This window comes from Streptomyces sp. NPDC052107, assembly GCF_040680215.1.
In the GTDB taxonomy this organism is placed as follows: Bacteria; Actinomycetota; Actinomycetes; order Streptomycetales; family Streptomycetaceae; genus Streptomyces.
In genome coordinates, this window is the sequence record NZ_JBFAWG010000010.1 from 66,056 (window position 1) to 83,941 (window position 17,886).

The following is a 17,886-nucleotide window of genomic DNA, read 5'->3' on the forward strand; positions in this document are numbered from 1 at the left end:
ACTGTCGGTCGACCGTCGCCACCCTTCCTACACCAGGAGTCTGCTCCCGACGACCGCGCTCAGATCAGCCGCGAGCCGCAGCTCGGTCGCACGCAGCGCGGGATGCTCCAGCCAGTGCAGCCGGGCCCGGTCCACCTCGCCGTCGTGCAGCGGCGCACGGCCGGTCGCCGGGGTGAAGTCGTCCACGACGACCGTCCCGCCGGGTACGAGCAGCCGCTCGACGTCCGCGGGCTCGTCCCCGGGTGCCTTGCCCTGCCCGCCCCCGTCGAGGACGAGCAGGTCGAAGGGCCCGTACTCCTCGATCCGCCGCCAGTCGCCGTCGAGCACGGTGACCTCGGCCCGCCCCGCGAACACCTGCGCGGCGGCCCGCGCCCGCTCCGGATCCCGCTCCACGCTGTACAGCCGCACCCCCGGCGCCGCGCCCGAGGCCAGCCAGGCCAGCCCCACTCCGAGCCCGGTCCCGGTCTCCCCGATCCGGGCCCGGGCCCCGCCCGCCAGCGCCTGCAGCAGGCGGCCCTGTTCGGGGCGGCAGGAGTGGGGGAATCGGTGGGCGCGGGCGGCGGCGAGAGCGTCCGAGACGAGGGCCGGGAGCCCGTCGACACCGGTGTACGCGGCGGTACCGGTCAGTGCCATGGAACCGCATCCTGCCCTTCTCAGGCGTCCGCCTCCACGATGTCGGCCACGACGCAACTGACGTTGTCGGGGCCACCCGCCTCGTTTGCCGCCGTGATGAGCGCTTCCACGGCCTCGCCCGGTACGGCGGACGCGCGCAGCGCCTCCCGTATCCGGGCATCCGGCACCACCTCGGTGAGCCCGTCGGAGCACAGCAGATACCGGTCCCCCTCCCGGACCTCCTGCAACCGCACGTCCGGCACCGGATCCATCCCGCCGGCCAGCGCCTTGAGCAGGAGCAACGACTGCGCCTCCACCCGGTGATCCCGGGTCATCCGGATCAACTCCCCCTCCCGCAGCAGATACGCCCGTGAGTCCCCGATGTGGGCCAGCGCGAGCCGCGCCCCCGTCCACAGCAGTGCCGTCAGCGTGGTGCCGACCTCCTGGGTTCCCTCGGCCACGTCGCACACGGCCTCACCCGCGGAGCGCACCGCGTCCTCCAGCACGCTCAGCACACCGTCCGCGGGCAGCTCCTCGGCCTCGTCCAGGAACCGCAGAGCCTCCACCGCGGCACTGCTCGCGGGCGCCCCCGCCGGGCCGAAACCGTCGGCCACGACGAGCAGCCTGCGGCCCGCGTACACGCTGTCCTGGTTGGCGGGGCGGACGAGCCCCCGGTCGGAGTGGGTGGAATAGCGAAGTTCCAGCATGGTGGTGTGGTCCCTTCTCGACTCGTCGGTCAGCTGGTCCACGAGGAACGCGGCGAGGTCCCGCCGCACGGCCGTCTCCGTCTCGACCCGCGCCCAGTACGCCCGGATCGCCCGCGCGGCGTCCGCCGGGGCCACGGCGCACACCGCGCGGATCTCGGCCAGCGGCATGCCCAGCCGCCGTAGCCAGGCCACGAGCCGGGCCTGCCGGAGCTGCTCGACGGCGTAGTACCGGTAGCCGGTGTCCGGGTCGACCCGGGCGGGCCGCAGCAACTCCAGCTCGTCGTACAGCCGCAACGCCTTCGGCGAGAGCCGGCTCGCCTTCGCGAAGGCGCCGATCGTCAGCAGCTCCATGAGCACCTCGCGCTCCTCGTCGTCCGCCACCGATGCTGGGGCTTCACCAAAGGTGAAGGTCAACCGCCGTCTTCCGGTTCCCCGGCGGTTGTTAGCCTCGCTGCTGACCGAACCGTCGTACGACAGGGAGTCCGCCGTGCCCCGCATCGCCCTCGCCACCTACGACCCCGGCGCCGAGCCCGGCAAGGACACCGACCTGCCGGAGCTGGTGCGGGCGCTCACGGGCGCGGGGGCCGAGGCGGAGGCCCGGTACTGGGACGACCCGGACGCCGACTGGGGCGGCTACGACCTCGTCGTCATCCGGTCCACCTGGGACTACAGCGGGCGGGCCGCGGAGTTCGGGGCCTGGGTGGACCGGGTCGGCGCGCTGACCCGGCTCGCCAATCCGGCGCCCGTGGTGCGCTGGAACACCGACAAGCGCTACCTCGGCGAGCTGGCGGCGGCCGGTGTGCCCACCGTCCCCACGCGCTACCTCGCACCGGGCGAGCCGGCCGACCTGCCCGACGACCACGAGTACGTGATCAAGCCGACCTCGGGCGCCGGCGCCCGGTTCGCCGCCCGCTACACGCCCGACCAGCACGAGACGGCGGTACGACAGCTCGCCCGGATGCACGCCGAGGGCTTCACCGCGATGGTCCAGCCGTACGTGCGCGGCATCGACGTCAGCGGGGAACGGGCGCTGCAGTTCTTCGGCGGCCGGCCGCTGCACGCCAGCCGCAAGGGCGCGGTCCTCGCGCCCGGTACGCCGTACGACGCGGAGAAGGTGGCTCACCCGGGCCTGGAGCGGTGGCGGCCGACGGATGCGGAAGTGGCGGTCGCCGAGAAGGCGTTGGGGTCGGTGCCCGGTGGTTCTGAGTTGCTGTATGCGCGTGTGGATCTTGTGGACGGGGAGGATGGGGAACCCCGGCTGATGGAGCTGGAACTGGTGGAGCCGAATCTGTTTCTGTGGCTGCATCCTGGGTCACAGGAGCGGGTCACCGAGGCGATTCTGGCGGCTGCGGACTAGCGCCCACCGGGGTGCCGCCACCTGTCGTTCTGCGGCTGCGGCGCCGTTGTGGTTGGTCGCGCAGTTCCCCGCGCCCCTTCCGGGGCGCTCAGCGCACCGTCTCTCGACAGGCCTCCGCATACGCCTGTACCAGCGGCCGGCCCCCGTCCTCCCTCCGCCACGCCAGCACGTAGTGGCTCGGGCCGATGCCCCGGACCGGGCGGGTGGTGACGCCGCCCCCGCCTGGGAGAAGCGCACCCGGGCGACGGCCTTCGACGACTGCCCCAGGTGACGACAGAGCTAGGTGAGGACGGCCGCCCGCTGGAGCAGCCCCCAGGTGAACTCGGCGACCACCTCGTGCCGTACGCCGTCCGGGCCGGGCGCGGTGAAGGCGAGGCCCCACCGGGTGGGCGCGGTGCCCTCCAGGGGGCGGGCCGGGGCGAAGGCGCGGGCGGCCTCGTCCACCGTGCAGGACCAGGGGAGAAGGTCCTCCAGGGTCTCCAGCCTGGGTGCCGGGGCACCCGGCGCCCGGACCAGCCACTCGTTCCACACCGCCCCGCCCGGCCCGACCAGCACCTCGAAGCGCAGGTCGGGCCAGAGCGGCAGGGCCCAGCGCCGGGCCTCGCAGTCGACGTCCCCGAGCCGGCGGGGGAGGACGGATTCCGGCTCGCCCAGGACCGAGCGGTAGCGGGCGGCGGCGGACCGGGCCCTCGGCGAGCGGACCATCGCCTGCCAGCGCTTGTTGGTCTCCCGCATCTCGGCGATGGACACCCCGAGCCGGTGCCGGGCATCCTCGACCAGGTCCGGGTTGTGGTCGGCCATGCGGCGCAGCAGCACCAGCTGGAAGTCGAGATCCATGGCACCCATGGTGCCCGGCGCACCCGGGTGTCCTCCCCGACCCATTGCCCGCACAACCCCGCATGACTAGCCTGTGTTCGTCATGCCGATCGCCTGTTGATATCTCGAACATCCCGGTGCCGAGATGTCGAACGGGCGCTTAGACCCAAGGGAGGGGGCCGGACGTGGGACGCCTCGTGCCTGCCGTGACCCGGGCTCTCGACATTCTTGAGCTGTTCCTCGACGGGGACGGGACGCTCTCCGCCCCCGACATCGTGCGCAAGCTCCAGCTGCCGCGCACCACCGTGCACGAGCTGGTCACCACGCTCGCCGCACGGTCGTACATCGTGCAAGTGCCGGGACAGCCAGGACGCTACCGGCTCGGCGTGCGTCCGTACCAGCTCGGCAGCCGCTACGCCGAGCAGCTCGATCTCGCCGCCGAGGGCCAGCAGGTGGCCCGCTCGGTCGCCGAGACCTGCGACGAGACGGTGCACGTGGCGATCCTCGAAGGCACCGACGTCATCTACATCGCCAAGGTCGACTCCACGCACGCCGTCCGCATGGTCTCGGCCGCCGGCCGCCGGCTCCCCGCCCACTGCACCTCGGTCGGCAAGATGCTGCTGGCCTCGCTGCCGGAGCAGGAGCTCACGGCACGGATCCCGGACGACGCCGAGCTGACCGCGATGACCCCGAACAGCATCACCGACCCCGCCGCGCTGCGCGAGGCCCTGGCGGAGATCCGGCAGCGGGGCATCGCGGTGGAGAGCCGCGAGTCCAACCCGGACGTGAGCTGTGTGGCGGCTCCCGTGCGCGACCGCACGGGCCAGGTGGTCGCGGCCCTGTCCATCTCGGTCCCCATGATCCGCTGGAGCGACGAGCGCCGGGCCGAGCTGGAGCAGCTGGCGGCGAAGGGCGCGGCGGAGCTGTCGGAGCGACTGGGCCACCGGAGCGCGGCGTGAGCGGCGGCTACGAGGTCGCCGTACGGGCGGAGGCGGTGCTGGGCGAGGGCCCGACCTGGGACCCGGCGACGGGCCGGCTGATATGGCTCGACATCCTCGGCATGCGCATCAACACCTACGACCCGGCCACGGGCCGTCGCACGGTGCGCACGACCGAGCAGCACGTGGGCGCGGTCAAGCCCCGCGCGGGCGGCGGCCTCGTCCTCAGCCTCCGGGACGGCGTGGGCCTGCTGGATCCCGACGACACGTTCCGCTGGCTGCACCACGAGCCGGTCGCGGGCCGTCGCGCGAACGACGCCGCGGTGGCGCCCGACGGCTCGTTGTGGGCGGGCACCATGCGGTACGACGAGGCGCCGGGCGGCGGCACGCTGACCCGGCTGACCGGCGACGGCACGGCTCAGACGGTCCTGTCCGACGCCACGGTCAGCAACGGCACGGGCTGGAGCCCGGACGGGCGCCTCATGTACTACGTCGACACTCCCACCGGCCGGATCGACGTCTTCGACCACGACGGCGAGCGCGTCCACGGCCGTCGCCCGTTCGTGGAGATCGAGGAGGGCGCGGGCTTCCCGGACGGCCTGACGGTCGACGCGGAGGGCTGTGTGTGGGTGGCGCTGTGGGACGGGGGCGCGGTGCGCCGTTATACGCCGGGCGGCCAACTAAACCGGGTGATCCCGCTGCCGGCTCCGCGTACGACGGCCTGCGCGTTCGGCGGCGCCGACCTGACCGACCTGTACATCACGACAGCCCGCGTCGGCTTGACGGCCCCGCATCCGCTGTCGGGCTCGGTGCTGGTGGTCCCGGGGGCGGGCAAGGGGCTGCCCCAACCTGCGTTCCGGGGCTGATCCAGTGGATGAGGAACTCGTGTCGCAACTGGACGACGCGGCCGAGGCGTTCATCGGTCCCCTGCGCCTGAACGACGGCTTCGATCAGCTCGCGCTGGACGAGCTGTGCCGGCAGATCGACCGGCTCGGGCAGCAGTGGCGGACATCCGAGGTCATCCCGAAATCGGTTGCTCTCCTCCTCTCGGAGCTGTACCCGGCGATTTGCGCTTGCGCCGACCTCTACTCGGGGGACGAGCGCCGGCGAATGATCGAGGCTGCGGTGCGGGTCGGAGAAAGAGTCACCTACGCCTTTGACCCCACGGGCGAGCCCGGGATGTGAGGCCTCGCGCACTACCGGCATCCGATACGACGAGCCCCGGACCACCCCGTCCGGGGCTCGCTCGGCATCCGGCCTACACCACCCCCGCCGCCTTCCGCTCCTCCGCGGTCAACGGTGGTCCCGTCAACGGGGGCTGCAGCGGCCCCACCGCCGCAGCGAGCAGCACGCTCGGGGTCAGCAGCACCTGCGCCCCGCGCTCCAGGGACGTCACATCCGTCACCCGGCGCGCGATACGGCCGTTCCCCGTCGCGGTGTACATCAGCCGGCCGACGTAGGCGGACAGGAGCCGGTCCCGCACGGTGGGGCCGGCTTCCGTCGCGCCGGGGTAGAACACGTCCTGGCCGAGGGCCAGGTCCCAGGCCGCACGCACCGGACGAGCCACCGCCCGCTGCACACGGCGCGCCAGCCCCGGCGTGCCCCAGCCGTGCCGCCGTATCACCTCGCGGAGCAGCACCGCGCTCTGCGCGGCGGCGGACAGCCCATGGCCGTAGACCGGATTGAACACGGCGAGCGCGTCGCCGAGGACGGTGAAGTTCTCGGGCCAGGCCGGCATGCGCTCGTAGAAGTGCCGGCGGTTGGCCGTGGAGCGGGTGAGGGACACGTCGGACAGCGGCTCGGCGCGCTCCAGCAGCTCGCCCAGCAGCGGATGCCGCAGCTTCTCCCGGGCGAAGGGGATGAAGTCCTCGTTGGCGGCGGTGGGTTCGCCGCCCCGGGTGCCGGCGAGGGTGACGATCCAGCGGCCGTTCTCGATGGGGAGCAGGAAGCCCGAGCGGCCGGGACCCTCGCCCCGCGGATCGAGTTGCACGTTGACCACCGGGAAGCCCTCCCTCGCCGCTTCGGGGGCGAGGAAGAGCCGGCTCGCATAGACCAGGCCCGGGTCGATCTCACGGACCTGCGGCGCGGGCAGCCCCAGGTCCGCCAGCCAGCGCGGGGCCCGGGAGCCGCGCCCGGTGGCGTCGACCACGAGGTCGGCCGGGAGGGTGCGTTCGGCGCCGTCCCGGGTCCGGATCCGTACGCCGGTGACCGCGGCGCCGGTGCCGGCGAGGCCGAGCGCCTCGGTGCCGTCGGCGAGTTCGATCCGCTCGTCGGCGAGGACCTGGGCGCGGATCGTCGCGTCCAGCAGGTCCCGGCCGGCCAGGATCACATGGTGGGACTCGGGCCAGCGCCGGAACCAGCCCTGCGCGGAGAGGGCCACCACACCGGTCGTGAACGGATGCCGGCGGCCCCCGGCGGACTTCAGCGTGTCGGTGATCCCCGGCAGCAGCTCCTCCACGGCCCGCACCCCGCCCGACCACAGCATGTGGGCGTGCCGGGCCTGCGGCAGCCCCTTGCGGGGTTCGGGACCCTCGGGCAGGGTGTCGCGCTCGACGACGACGACCCGGTCGGCGGACTCGGCGAGCGCCCGCGCCGCGAGCATGCCGGTGTGGGATCCCCCCAGCACGACGGCTGTTCTGGCGGGGGAGGAGGGTTCACTCATGCGCGGGCACGCTCTCTGCCGGGGCGGCCGCGCGGGCGCGCACCGCCGTGATCTCGTCGGGGTGGCGGAGGGCCTGCGACACGGCCTGGATCTCCTGGAGCAGATACGCCGTGTCGGGGCCGGACGGGGAGCCGGTGCCGTCGGCTCGCGGCGGCCGCTCGCCGCCGGCCGCGTCCAGCAGCGCCACGGCGGCGGCGAGGGCCCTGGCCCTGCCGGGCTCGAAGCCGTGGGCGAGGGCGGCCCGGTACGACCGCCCGCGCAGGTCCTCGTCCAGGTGCCGGGAGAGTTGCAGCAGGGCGTCGCGGATGAAGGTCTCGCGGCGGATCAGGCGCAGTTCGGCGGGGGCGTGCGGGGCGAAGGGCTCGCGCTCGCCCGTGACGGTCCGCGTCAGCTGGTAGAGGGGGCGAAGAGCGCGGTGGCGCAACCGGACGTGCCAGCGCTCGTGCAGATACTGGCCGACGTGCGGGACGATGAAGCCCACCGCGACCAGGGTGGCGGAGACGCACGCGCCCGCCGGTGCCACATTGGTGCTCAGCCAGTCCAGGTCGTGGCCGGTCCACCGGGCAACGACGGCGGTGAGCTTGGCCGCGTCGAAGAACAGGTTCGTGGCATAGCCGACGCCCAGCAGCCTGAGCCCCCAGCGGAGCCAGGCGTCGAGGCCGTCGGTGCGGATCCAGTTCCAGATCAGCCGGGCCGTGATCGAACAGGCCACGGTGTGCGCGACGAGGTAGAGCAGGATCTCCTCGCGCATGAAGGGGGTGTTGGCGTAGTACGTGTCCAGGTCCCGCAGCCGCTCCACGGGCACGTCCGCGAGGGCGAAGAGCACCCACAGGGCGACGACCACGCCCGCGTAGACGGCCACGACCCAGCGGGTCACCCGGCGGGTCTGGGCCGAGTCCGAGCGGCCGTTGCGCCAGGCGATGATCAGCAGCAGCCAGGACGCGCAGAGCGCGGTGAGCAGGGAGTACACCCAGGGCGCGGAGATGTTCGGCACCCCGGCGACCCGGTTGGTCCAGGCGATGGTCCGCGGGGCCGCGAAGACGAACACCGCGCAGGCGAACAGCAGCAGACCGCCGACGGCCCGCAGCATCGGGTCCCGCCACATCCTGATGATGCCGGGCAGCTTGATCACCAGCGCGGCGGTCAGGACGGCCGTGGGGATCCAGAAGGAGATGGAGACCTCGTCGAGGAGTCCGGAGAGACCGAGCGCCATGGTCACCGCGTGGCTCCTCCCTTTTTCGACGCTCGGTCAGCCTCCGGGGCGCTGGATGCCGGTGCCGAGACACCGGCGCGCCCCTTCGGCTCACTCGCTTGGTCGCGTCCGCGATAGCCGAGGGTCCGCTGTACGGGGCTGAGGGACCGTTGCACCGGGCCGAGGGGCGTGCCGGAGCCGGAGCCGGAGCCGGAGCCGGAGCCGGTGAGGTGGGGCCGGAACTGGGCGGCCAGGCGGTGCCCGAAGTCGTCCGCCTCGGCCTCGTCGGCCGCCCGGGAGCCGTTGCGGGCGGCCACCGTGAGGGGCATGCCCCGCCAGCCGGGTGCGTCGGCGAGGGCCCGTGCCGCCGCGTCGCCGGCCAGCCGGGGGTGCCGGTGTCCGGTGTGCAGATGCCACAACTCATGGCCCAGGATCACCAGTTGCTGCACGGCCTCGGCCCGCTCCTCCACGATCACCAGGTCGAAGTCGGCGAACTCCAGCCACAGCCCGGTGACCTCGATCTCGTCCGGGAAGCGCTCGAAGCGCACCTCGACCGGCCGTCCACCGCGCAGTCCGCTCATCTCCTCGCACAGCGCCCGGCACAACTCCCGCACGTTGTTGGGTGCTTTGGGCCGGGCGTGGACGGCGGCGGCGAGGTCGCCGGCCAGCGCGCGCATCGCCGAGCCCGGGCGGCCCCGCCGCAGCCGGGCGGCCAGGCGGGTCGCCTGCTCACGAGCGCCCGCGATGCCCATCGCCTCCCCCTTCCGCTGGGCAGAGCCTACGCGGCTGGGCGTGTCCCCGTCATGGGATGCGATGACCGTGGTCCAAGAGAAAACCACCTATGAGCTTGTGCTCCACCCATTGACGCGGAAGCGCTTCGAATCTACGGTCCCGTTCGAAGTTACGAGCGACATTCGAAATGTCGAACGATGCCGAACAATCGGGGACGGTGGGGCAAGGTATGGGACAACCTGGCCTGAATCGCAGGCAACTACTGGGAGCAGCCGGGGGATTGGCGGTGGCCGCGAGCTTCGGCTTCGCCGCACTCGGCACCGGAGCCGACGCGCTCGCCTCCACCGCGCGCACTCGCGTGCGCTACTGGAACCTCTTCAGCGGCGGCGACGGCTACAACATGATCGCGATGCTGGACGCCTTCCGTAAGGCGCACCCGGACATCGACGTGAAGGACTCCACCCTCCAGTGGGGCAACCCCTTCTACACCAAGCTCGCCATGGCCGCCGCCGGCAACCGCGCCCCGGACCTCGGCGTCATGCACATGGGCCGGGTCACCGGCTTCTCGCCGGGCCGCCTCCTGGACGCCTGGGACGTCGGCCTGCTCGCCAAGTACGGCGTGCGGGAACAGGACTACAACCCCGCGCTGTGGAAGCGCGGCGTCATCGACGGCAAGCTCTACGCCCTCCCGCTCGACATCCACGTCCAGCTCTGCTTCTACCGCAAGGACGTGCTGAAGAAGGCGGGCCTGCTCGGCGGCGACGACCGGATCGTCCCGGTCACCTCCACCGACGACTGGTTCGGCGTGCTGAAGGAGGCGAAGAAGGCCACCAAGAAGGGCCTGCAGACCCTCGGCATCCACGCAGGCGACCAGAATTTCATGTGGTGGTTCTTCGTCGCGTTCTACACCCAGCTCGGCGGCACCTGGTTCGACGACGCCAGGACCGAGGTCACCTTCGACACCGGCAAGGCCACCCAGGTCCTGGAGTTCCTGCGCAAGCACGTCACCGACGGGTACAGCATCGCCGGCGCCGCCGACGCCGAACAGTTCATCAACGGCGCGCCCTTCACCTGGGAGGGCAACTGGTCGGTGCCGGTCTTCTCCGGGGCGAAGCTCGACTACGGCGCGATCCCGTTGCCGCCCGTCCTCGGCAGGCAGGCCACCCACGCCGAGTCGCACACCTTCGTCCTGCCGCACCAGTCCGACCGCGGCGGCGCCACCAACGAGGCGGCCCATCAACTCGCCGCCTACGTCGTCACGCACGCCCGGCAGTGGGCGGCCGGCGGCCACATCCCCGCCTACACGCCCACCCTGTCCACGCCCGCGTACAAAAAGCTCTACCCCCAGAACGAGTACGTGTCGGCGATGAACCACCAGGCCACCGAGCCGAAGGTGTGGTTCGCCGGTTCCACCGGCATCCTCGCCCAGCGGGTCGGCCCGATCGTCGTCTCCTCGACCATGGGCTCCGCGGGGCCCGACGCGGCGGCCCGCCGGATGAAGAGCGAACTCAGCACGCTGCTCGCGATGAAGAACCCCATGGACGGCAAGACCGCCGCGCAGGGAGGTACGGCCGCATGACGACCGCCGAGACCGTTCTCACGCCGGCCCGGGCCAAGACCGCCACCGCCGTCGCCACCGTCCGCCGCAGGCAGGGCTTCCAGCACGGCGCCTGGTTCGTCGCCCCGTTCCTGCTCCTGTTCACGCTCTTCGTGATCTGGCCGCTGCTGCGCGGCATCTACCTCAGTTTCACGGACGCCAACATCTCCGGCCGGGGCGAGAGCTTCATCGGCCTCGACAACTACCGCGAGGCCCTCAAGGACCCCCTGATGTGGGACGCCCTCGGCCACAGCGCGTACTTCACGCTCCTGGTCGTACCGTGCATCACGGTCCTCGCCTTCCTCCTCGCGATGCTCGCCCACCACATCGAGCGCGGAAAGTGGCTGTGGCGCCTGTGCTTCTTCGCGCCCTTCCTCCTCCCCTCCACCGTCGCGGGCAACCTGTGGCAGTGGCTGTTCAACCCCGGCACAGGGCTGATCAACTACGTCTTCGGCATCGACGCACCCTGGTTGACCGACAAGTCGTACGCGATGCTCGCCATCGTCATCGAGACCCTGTGGTGGACGGTCGGCTTCAGCTTCCTGCTGTACCTCGCCGCGCTCCAGTCCATCCCCGGCCACCTCTACGAGGCCGCCAAGCTGGACGGCGCGAACGCCTGGCACCGCATGGTCCACATCACCCTGCCGATGCTGCGCAACATCACCGGCCTGGTCATCGCCCTGCAGATCCTCGCCTCCCTCCAGGTCTTCGACCAGGCGGTGGTGATGATGGACTTCGGCCCCGGACCGGAGAACTCGACCCGCACCTTCGTCCAGTACACCCTCGAAGAGGGCTTCACCAGTTACCGCGTGGGCTACGCCTCCGCGATCTCCATCATCTTCTTCGTGATCATCGCGGCCGTCGCCCTCGCCAGGATGTGGCTGCTGCGCAACCGTGAGGAGACCGCCCGATGAGCAGTACGGCCGTACGGTCCCGCAGGTCGTCCTGGACCCCCAGCCAGATCATCCTCACCCTCCTCGGCGCGGCCGTCTCCGTCGTCCTCCTCGCCCCGTTCGCCTGGGGCCTGTTCACCTCCCTGAAGTCGGAGACCGAGGCCGTCGAGGTGCCGCCGCACTGGCTGCCGAAGCACTGGACGGGCCAGGCGTGGAAGGCCCTCTTCGACACCGGCAACATCACCGACTGGTTCGTGAACTCCCTGGTCGTCTCGGTCTGCGTGACGTTCATCGTCCTGCTGGTGAGCGCGCTCGCCGGGTACGGCTTCGCCCGCACCGAGTTCCGCGGCAAGAGCGTCCTGATGGGCGTCGTCATGGCGGGCCTGATGGTCTCCCCGGCGGTCCTCGGCGTGCCGCTGTTCACCACGGTCCAGCAGATGGGCATGGTCGACACCTACTGGGGCATGATCCTTCCGCAGTGCGCGCCCGCCGCGATGGTCTACATCCTCTACAAGTTCTTCCAGGGCATCCCGCGCGAACTGGAGGAGGCGGCCTTCATCGACGGCGCGGACCGCTGGCGGGTCTTCTTCACCATCGTCCTGCCGCTCTCCCGCCCCTCCCTCGCCGCGGTCGGCATCTTCACCTTCATCGCCTCGTGGAACAACTTCCTGTGGCCGTACATGGTGACCAACAACCCCGACCTGATGACCATGCCGAACGGCATCGCGACCGTCATGAACTCCTATGGCATCCAGTGGGCCCAGCTCATGGCCGGCGGCCTCATGGCGGGCCTGCCGCTGATCGTCGTCTTCGTCTTCTTCCAGCGCCAGATCGTGGCCGGTGTCGCCCACACGGGCCTGGCCGGCCAGTGACCAGGAGAGTGAGCCCGTTGAAGCGCTTCACCGGACTCGCCGCGCTGCTGGCGGCCGCGACGATCGCCCTGCTCCCGACGACGGCATCGGCGGACGTCACCTACCCCGACCCGCTCCCCCTCACCGGGCAGCAGATCATCCACGACCCCACCGTCCACCAGCTGAAGAACGGCCAGTACGTCGCCTACTCCACCGGCGGCATCCTCGGCGCCCGCCTCTCCACCAACCTCCACGACTGGACCGACGCGGGCAACGCCTTCACCACCCCACCGAGCTGGTGGTACGACTACAACTCCGCCGCCGACCCCTGGGCCCCCGACCTCAGTTACCGCGACGGCCGGTACTGGCTCTACTACGCGGTCTCCTCCTGGGGCACCAACCACTCGGCGATCGGCGTGGCCACGTCCCCCACCGGGCTCCCCGGCACCTGGACCGACCACGGCAAGGCCTTCGGCTCCGAGAAGACCGACAGCTGGAACGCCATCGACCCGGCGGTCATCCGGTCCGACGGCAGGCTGTGGATGGCGTTCGGCTCCTACTGGACCGGCATCCGCATGGTCGAACTCGACCCCGGGACCGGTAAGGCGATCCCCGGAGCCGAGGTGCACCACCTGGCGACCCGCCCCGACGCCCCGTACGCGGTCGAGGGCGCGTCCATCGTCCACCACGGCCGCTACTACTACCTCTTCGCCTCGTACGACGCCTGCTGCGCCGGCGTGAACTCGACGTACAAGATCCGCGTGGGCCGGTCGACGTCGGTGACGGGCCCGTACACCGACAGCACGGGCAAGCCGATGCTGGAGGGCGGCGGCGACCTGTTCCTGTCCTCCCACGGCCGCTACATGGGCCCCGGCGGCGAGTCGACGTTCCGCACGCACGGCAAGACGTGGCTGGCTTACCACTACTACGACGCGACGGACAACGGCACCCCGAAGCTCGGCCTGAACCAACTGGGTTGGCGTTACGACTGGCCTGTTCTGAAGTGACTCGAGAGGACCCCATGAGCAAGAGCACCGCCCGCTTCACCCTCGATCCCGCCTTCACCGTCGGCCAGGTCAACGCCCGGATCTTCGGGTCCTTCGTGGAACACCTGGGCCGTTGCGTCTACACCGGTATCCACGAACCCGACCACCCCTCGGCGGATGAGGCCGGACTGCGAACCGACGTTCTGGAGTTGGTCCGCGAACTCGGCGTCACCGCCATCCGCTACCCCGGCGGCAACTTCGTCTCCGGCTACAAGTGGGAGGATTCGGTCGGCCCCGTCGAAGACCGCCCCCGCCGACTCGACCTCGCCTGGCACTCCACCGAGACCAACCGTTTCGGACTGTCCGAGTACATCGCGTTCCTGAAGAAGCTCGGTCCCCAGGCCGAACCCATGATGGCCGTCAACCTCGGCACCCGCGGCGTAGCCGAGGCCCTCGAACTCCAGGAGTACGCCAACCACCCCTTCGGCACCGCCCTCTCCGACCTCCGCGCGGCCCACGGCGACAAGGAGCCCTTCGGGATCAGGCTGTGGTGCCTCGGCAATGAGATGGACGGCCCCTGGCAGACCGGCCACAAGACGGCACAGGAGTACGGCCGGCTCGCCGCCGAGACCGCTCGGGCCATGCGCCAGGCCGACCCGGGCGTCGAACTCGTCGCCTGCGGTTCCTCCAGCCAGGCCATGCCCACCTTCGCCGAGTGGGAGGCGACCGTCCTGCAGGAGGCGTACGACCTGGTCGATCACATCTCCCTACACGCCTACTACGAGCCCACCGACGGGGACGTGGACTCCTTCCTCGCCTCGGCCGTCGATATGGAGTCCTTCATCGAGAACGTGGTCGCCACCGCCGACCACATCGGCGCGAAGCTCAAGTCCAAGAAGAAGATCAACCTCTCCTTCGACGAGTGGAACGTCTGGTACCTCTCCCGCTGGGAGGAGCACGCGAAGACCTTCGACCAGTCGGACTGGCCCGAGGCGCCGCGGCTGCTGGAGGACAACTACAGCGTCACGGACGCCGTCGTCTTCGGCTCGCTCCTCATCGCCCTGCTCCGGCACGCCGACCGCGTCACCGTCGCCTGCCTCGCCCAGCTGGTCAACGTGATCGCCCCGATCATGACCGAGCCGGGCGGCCCGGCCTGGCGGCAGACGACGTTCTTCCCGTTCGCCCAGGCGTCGAAGTACGGCCGGGGCGAGGTCCTCGACGTGCGGGTGGACTCGCCGACGTACGAGACGAGGAAGTACGGCGAGACGGACCTGCTGCACGCCACGGCCGTCCGCGCGGCCGACGGCACGGTCACGGTGTTCGCTGTCAACCGCAGCCGTACGGACGCCCTGCCGCTCGAAGTCGCCCTCAACGGGCTGGAGTTGACGAGCGTCACCGAGCACAGCGCGCTCGCGGACGCCGACCCCGACGCCCGCAACACCCTCGACGAGCCCGAGCGGGTCGTCCCGCACCCGGTCGAGGGCACCGCCCTGGCGGACGGCACCCTCACCGCCGTACTGGAACCGCTGTCCTGGAACGTGATCGGGCTGGCGTGATCAGACCGGCGTGACCGGCAGTCCGCCGCTCGTCCTGCCGAGCAGCGTCAGGCTCACCCGGCCCGGCCCCGACAGCGTGGTGAACTCCGAAAGAACCGCCAGCGCGAGGGTGTTGGTGCCACGGGTGCGCAGGACGCCGTTCGGCAGGACGAAGGTGTGCTGCGGACCCACGTTGTTGATGTACTGGCCCATGTTCCACCCGTTGAGGAAGATCTGGGCCCGGTAGGCGCGGTACGGGTCGTCCTCCAGTGTCAGGCCGATCGAGGCGTCGATGTCGGCCGGCACCGACAGGTGGAAGGTCGTCCGGTACCAGGTCACGCCCTGGTACCGGGCGGCGCGCGGGAAAGTCGCCCTCTCCCAGTCGTGGTCCCGGAAGCCGGGCAGGTGCCAGCCCTCCCGCTCGCCGTACAGGCCGCCGTTGTTCATCGGGCCGCGCACGGGGTCGGGGGCCGCCGCGCCCTGGATCCGCCAGGCCACCCTGGGCGAGGCGCCCTTGAAGGTCGCCGCCGTCAGTCCGCGCGCCACCTTGTGGGTGTCGAGCCCCTTGCCGTCCTGGTCGTGCTGCATGGGCCGCACGAGGACCGACAGCACATGCCGGCCGGGAGAGCGCAACCGCTCGCGGACCGGGAAGACCGCCGTGTCGGTCCAACTGCCCTTCCGTACGGTCGTGTTCTTGTCCGGCACCGGCATCCGGTGGGTACCCAGCGGCTCGCCGTCCAGCCAGGCCATCAACAGGCCCTGCGTGCCGGTGCTGTAGGCGAGCGAGACCTCCTCCAGGCCGGTGGCGTCGGTGAAGGAGCCGCGGTACCAGACATCCCCGTAGTGGAAACCGTAGTCGTCGGCGAAGAGTACCGGCTGACCGTCGGGTACCGGCGTGGTGCTGAACGACGACTTCTTGTCCGCGATCTTCCAGTCCGAGTCGTCGAAGCCGGGTCCGGCCTCCGGGTTCTCCGTGCGCGTCCGCCAGCCGCCCAGCTCGGGCAGCCCCACCTCGGGGACGGCGGGCAGCAGGCCGGTGGTCATCAGGCTGCCGGAGAGGGTGACCCGGGTGGGCAGGGTGCGGCCGTTCCACACCAGGGTGTCGATCCCGCGCGGTCCCCACACCTCGACGGTGGTCATCTCGGTGACGTCGCCGGTCAGATGGACCTCGGATCCGCGCAGTTCGGCGTGGCGCAGCAGCTCCGGGCCGTACACCAGCAGGGTCCCGGACGGGGTGTCGTACGGGAACAGGCGTACGGCGGTGGCGTCGTCGGCGAAGAGCAGCAGCAGCGGGGTCTCGCTCTCGCCCTTCTGCACCAGCACCCGGGTCAGCCCGCCCTCGCCGAGCGGCACGTTCACCCGCAGTTCGTCCTCGTCGAGGACCCAGGCGGCCTCCGGGTCGAGCCGCATGACGTTCGGTTCGGCCGGGCAGTTCAGCACCAGTTCGGCCATCTCGTCGCGGCGCCCCGAGAACAGCGCGACGTCCTGCCGGCCGGCCGTCAGGCACAGCACGGGCTCGGCGGTGGAGTACTTCAGCGTGCGCTTGCCCAGCTTCAACCCGGTGGTGAGCAGCTTGGCGTCCTTGCCGGGCACGGTGATGTGCACCCGTCCCGCGTCGGTCGGCAGATCGGTGGTGACCGCGTCCGTGCCGTCGTTGCGGGCGACATAGACGTGGGCGCCGGTGTCGGGGTTGGTCAGGTGGTAGACCTTCAGCCCCGCGGCCTTCACGTCCGCGGCCCGGTCCAGCTTGGCGAAGTCGGGCACGCGCTGGAGCAGATGCCCGAGCTGGTGCATCGGCGCGATCTTGTCGGTGACGTTCCGCCCCTCGTCGATGGCGGCGCCGTAGTCGTAGGACGTGTAGACGACCGGCGCGGGCAGCCAGCCCCAGGAGGTCCCGCCGAAGGTCATGTAGACGTTGTGCAGGGTGAGGCCGTTGGCGAGGTTGGTCAGATAGAACCGGCGCTCGTACGCGGCATCCCGGGTGCGCCGGGACTCGGCGTACCCCTTGCCGCCGAACCAGGCCCCGCCCCACGGGTCGAACCAGCCGCCGCCGAACTCGGGCACGAACCCGGGCGTGGACGGCGACGCGCTGGCCCCGCCCTTCGCCCCGCCGGGCCCGAACGTCCCCCAGTCCGGCGGGGTCTGCGACGGCGACGGATAGCCGTCGAAGCCGTACAGCCAGCCGCCCTTCTCGCCGCCGGTGCCGAACGAGCCGGGCACCCAGTACCCGTTCCTGCCCTTGTCGTTGTGGAACAGCGGGACGTCGATGCCGTCCGCCCGCACCTTCTTGTACAGATGGGACATATAGGCCCGGCCGGTGGCGTCGCCGGCGTGAGCGTCGTACTCGTTCTCGATCTGGTACAGCAGGATCGTGCCGGTGCCCTGGGTGAACAGATGCCTGCGGGCGATCCGGTTCACCTGGGTCAGCCACTCGTCGACGTACGACAGATAGGTCGGGTCGTCGGTCCGGGCCGTCCCCCTCGTCGCCGTCAGCCAGCCGGGGAAGCCGCCGCCGTCCACCTCGGCGTTGATGTACGGTCCCGGCCGCAGGATGACGTACAGGCCCGTCTCGGCGGCCGTGCGCAGGAACAGGTCCAGGTCCCGGACGCCGGTGAAGTCGTAGTGGCCGGGTGCGGGGGAGTGGTAGTTCCAGGCCACGTAGATGCTCACGGCGTTGTACCCGTGGGCCCGCATCTTCTGCAGCACGTCCCGCCACAGGGAGGGACTGGGCAGCCGGAAGGGGTGCATCTCGCCGGACCACACCACCAGCCGCCTGCCGTCCACGAGCAGCGAGTAGCGGTCGTAGCCGATGGTGTGCCGGCGGCCGTCGGCGCTCGGCGGGGCGGGCGCCGGGCCGGTCGGCACACTGCGCGCCGCGTACGCCGAGGGCGCCCCGGGCCCGCCGCTGCCGCCCAGGGCGAGCCCGAGCGCGGTCGAGCCGGCAAGGGCACTGAAAGTACGTCTGCTGAGCGCCAAGGTGGATCCTCCCGGGCGATCTTACGGGGCGC

The 17,886-nt window shown here is 71.3% G+C and carries 15 protein-coding genes and 1 pseudogene; 9 read left to right on the forward strand and 7 right to left on the reverse strand.

Annotation, left to right across the window (positions count from 1 at the left end):
• Positions 1-27: 27 nt before the first annotated feature.
• Both AB0M27_RS13765 and AB0M27_RS13770 read right to left on the reverse strand, forming a co-directional pair.
• Positions 28-633: a class I SAM-dependent methyltransferase gene (locus AB0M27_RS13765; protein WP_365721197.1), complete on the reverse strand. Its 606-nt coding sequence runs from the start codon at positions 631-633 to the stop codon at positions 28-30.
• Positions 634-653: 20 nt separating this feature from the next.
• Positions 654-1,670, reverse strand: a complete 1,017-nt coding sequence (locus AB0M27_RS13770; RefSeq protein ID WP_365721511.1) for a MerR family transcriptional regulator — start codon at positions 1,668-1,670, stop codon at positions 654-656.
• Positions 1,671-1,806: 136 nt separating this feature from the next.
• On the opposite strand from AB0M27_RS13770, the gene AB0M27_RS13775 reads away from it, so the two are divergent.
• Positions 1,807-2,676 carry a hypothetical protein gene (locus AB0M27_RS13775; protein WP_365721199.1) on the forward strand — a complete coding sequence of 290 codons (870 nt, stop codon included), beginning with the start codon at positions 1,807-1,809 and terminating at the stop codon, positions 2,674-2,676.
• 279 nt (positions 2,677-2,955) lie between these two features.
• On the opposite strand, the gene AB0M27_RS13780 is transcribed toward AB0M27_RS13775, so the two are convergent.
• Entirely contained in the window at positions 2,956-3,513 is a 558-nt protein-coding gene (locus AB0M27_RS13780; RefSeq protein ID WP_365721201.1) for a hypothetical protein, read from the reverse strand.
• Positions 3,514-3,677: 164 nt separating this feature from the next.
• Between AB0M27_RS13780 and AB0M27_RS13785 the strand changes: the two genes are divergently transcribed.
• The 3 genes from AB0M27_RS13785 to AB0M27_RS13795 are packed head-to-tail and all read left to right on the forward strand — an operon-like array spanning position 3,678 to position 5,615.
• A complete protein-coding gene (locus AB0M27_RS13785; protein ID WP_365721203.1) occupies positions 3,678-4,451 on the forward strand; it encodes an IclR family transcriptional regulator in 774 nt (257 codons plus the stop codon).
• Positions 4,448-5,296, forward strand: a complete 849-nt coding sequence (locus AB0M27_RS13790; protein ID WP_365721205.1) for an SMP-30/gluconolactonase/LRE family protein — start codon at positions 4,448-4,450, stop codon at positions 5,294-5,296. Before AB0M27_RS13785 ends, AB0M27_RS13790 begins: the two co-directional genes overlap by 4 nt.
• A 19-nt stretch (positions 5,297-5,315) precedes the next feature.
• Positions 5,316-5,615 (forward strand): hypothetical protein, encoded by a 300-nt coding sequence (locus AB0M27_RS13795; RefSeq protein ID WP_365721207.1) that lies wholly within the window; start codon positions 5,316-5,318, stop codon positions 5,613-5,615.
• 73 nt (positions 5,616-5,688) lie between these two features.
• Here the strand turns inward: AB0M27_RS13795 and AB0M27_RS13800 are convergent, their stop codons facing one another.
• The 3 genes and pseudogenes from AB0M27_RS13800 to AB0M27_RS13810 form a co-directional block, all read right to left on the reverse strand.
• Positions 5,689-7,092 (reverse strand): FAD-dependent oxidoreductase, encoded by a 1,404-nt coding sequence (locus AB0M27_RS13800; RefSeq protein ID WP_365721209.1) that lies wholly within the window; start codon positions 7,090-7,092, stop codon positions 5,689-5,691.
• Positions 7,085-8,305 (reverse strand): MAB_1171c family putative transporter, encoded by a 1,221-nt coding sequence (locus AB0M27_RS13805; protein WP_365721513.1) that lies wholly within the window; start codon positions 8,303-8,305, stop codon positions 7,085-7,087. The genes AB0M27_RS13800 and AB0M27_RS13805 overlap by 8 nt, the downstream gene beginning before the upstream one ends.
• 185 nt (positions 8,306-8,490) lie before the next feature.
• Positions 8,491-9,036 (reverse strand): annotated as a pseudogene (locus AB0M27_RS13810) (toxin-antitoxin system, toxin component family protein); the annotation flags it as partial.
• 209 nt (positions 9,037-9,245) lie between these two features.
• Here AB0M27_RS13810 and AB0M27_RS13815 point away from each other — a divergent pair.
• The 5 genes from AB0M27_RS13815 to AB0M27_RS13835 are packed head-to-tail and all read left to right on the forward strand — an operon-like array spanning position 9,246 to position 14,899.
• Entirely contained in the window at positions 9,246-10,595 is a 1,350-nt protein-coding gene (locus AB0M27_RS13815) for an extracellular solute-binding protein (protein WP_365721211.1), read from the forward strand.
• The gene (locus tag AB0M27_RS13820) at positions 10,592-11,527 is read left to right on the forward strand and encodes a sugar ABC transporter permease (RefSeq protein ID WP_365721213.1); all 936 of its coding nucleotides are present in this window, start codon (positions 10,592-10,594) and stop codon (positions 11,525-11,527) included. Before AB0M27_RS13815 ends, AB0M27_RS13820 begins: the two co-directional genes overlap by 4 nt.
• Complete coding sequence (locus AB0M27_RS13825) at positions 11,524-12,378, forward strand: carbohydrate ABC transporter permease (protein ID WP_365721215.1); 855 nt, start codon at positions 11,524-11,526, stop codon at positions 12,376-12,378. Before AB0M27_RS13820 ends, AB0M27_RS13825 begins: the two co-directional genes overlap by 4 nt.
• Before the next feature lie 17 nt (positions 12,379-12,395).
• Complete coding sequence (locus AB0M27_RS13830; RefSeq protein ID WP_365721217.1) at positions 12,396-13,364, forward strand: arabinan endo-1,5-alpha-L-arabinosidase; 969 nt, start codon at positions 12,396-12,398, stop codon at positions 13,362-13,364.
• A gap of 14 nt (positions 13,365-13,378) precedes the next feature.
• Positions 13,379-14,899, forward strand: a complete 1,521-nt coding sequence (locus tag AB0M27_RS13835; protein WP_365721219.1) for an alpha-N-arabinofuranosidase — start codon at positions 13,379-13,381, stop codon at positions 14,897-14,899.
• On the opposite strand, the gene AB0M27_RS13840 is transcribed toward AB0M27_RS13835, so the two are convergent.
• Positions 14,900-17,854, reverse strand: a complete 2,955-nt coding sequence (locus AB0M27_RS13840; protein ID WP_365721221.1) for a beta-galactosidase — start codon at positions 17,852-17,854, stop codon at positions 14,900-14,902. It lies immediately after the preceding gene.
• Positions 17,855-17,886: the final 32 nt, after the last annotated feature.

Coding starts and splice junctions, on each gene's coding strand:
- AB0M27_RS13765 (WP_365721197.1), bottom strand. CDS start 633: ATGGCACTGACCGGTACCGCCGCGTACACCGGTGTCGACGGGCTCCCG.
- AB0M27_RS13770 (WP_365721511.1), bottom strand. CDS start 1,670: ATGGAGCTGCTGACGATCGGCGCCTTCGCGAAGGCGAGCCGGCTCTCG.
- AB0M27_RS13780 (WP_365721201.1), bottom strand. CDS start 3,513: ATGGATCTCGACTTCCAGCTGGTGCTGCTGCGCCGCATGGCCGACCAC.
- AB0M27_RS13800 (WP_365721209.1), bottom strand. CDS start 7,092: ATGAGTGAACCCTCCTCCCCCGCCAGAACAGCCGTCGTGCTGGGGGGA.
- AB0M27_RS13805 (WP_365721513.1), bottom strand. CDS start 8,305: ATGGCGCTCGGTCTCTCCGGACTCCTCGACGAGGTCTCCATCTCCTTC.
- AB0M27_RS13815 (WP_365721211.1), top strand. CDS start 9,246: ATGGGACAACCTGGCCTGAATCGCAGGCAACTACTGGGAGCAGCCGGG.
- AB0M27_RS13820 (WP_365721213.1), top strand. CDS start 10,592: ATGACGACCGCCGAGACCGTTCTCACGCCGGCCCGGGCCAAGACCGCC.
- AB0M27_RS13825 (WP_365721215.1), top strand. CDS start 11,524: ATGAGCAGTACGGCCGTACGGTCCCGCAGGTCGTCCTGGACCCCCAGC.
- AB0M27_RS13835 (WP_365721219.1), top strand. CDS start 13,379: ATGAGCAAGAGCACCGCCCGCTTCACCCTCGATCCCGCCTTCACCGTC.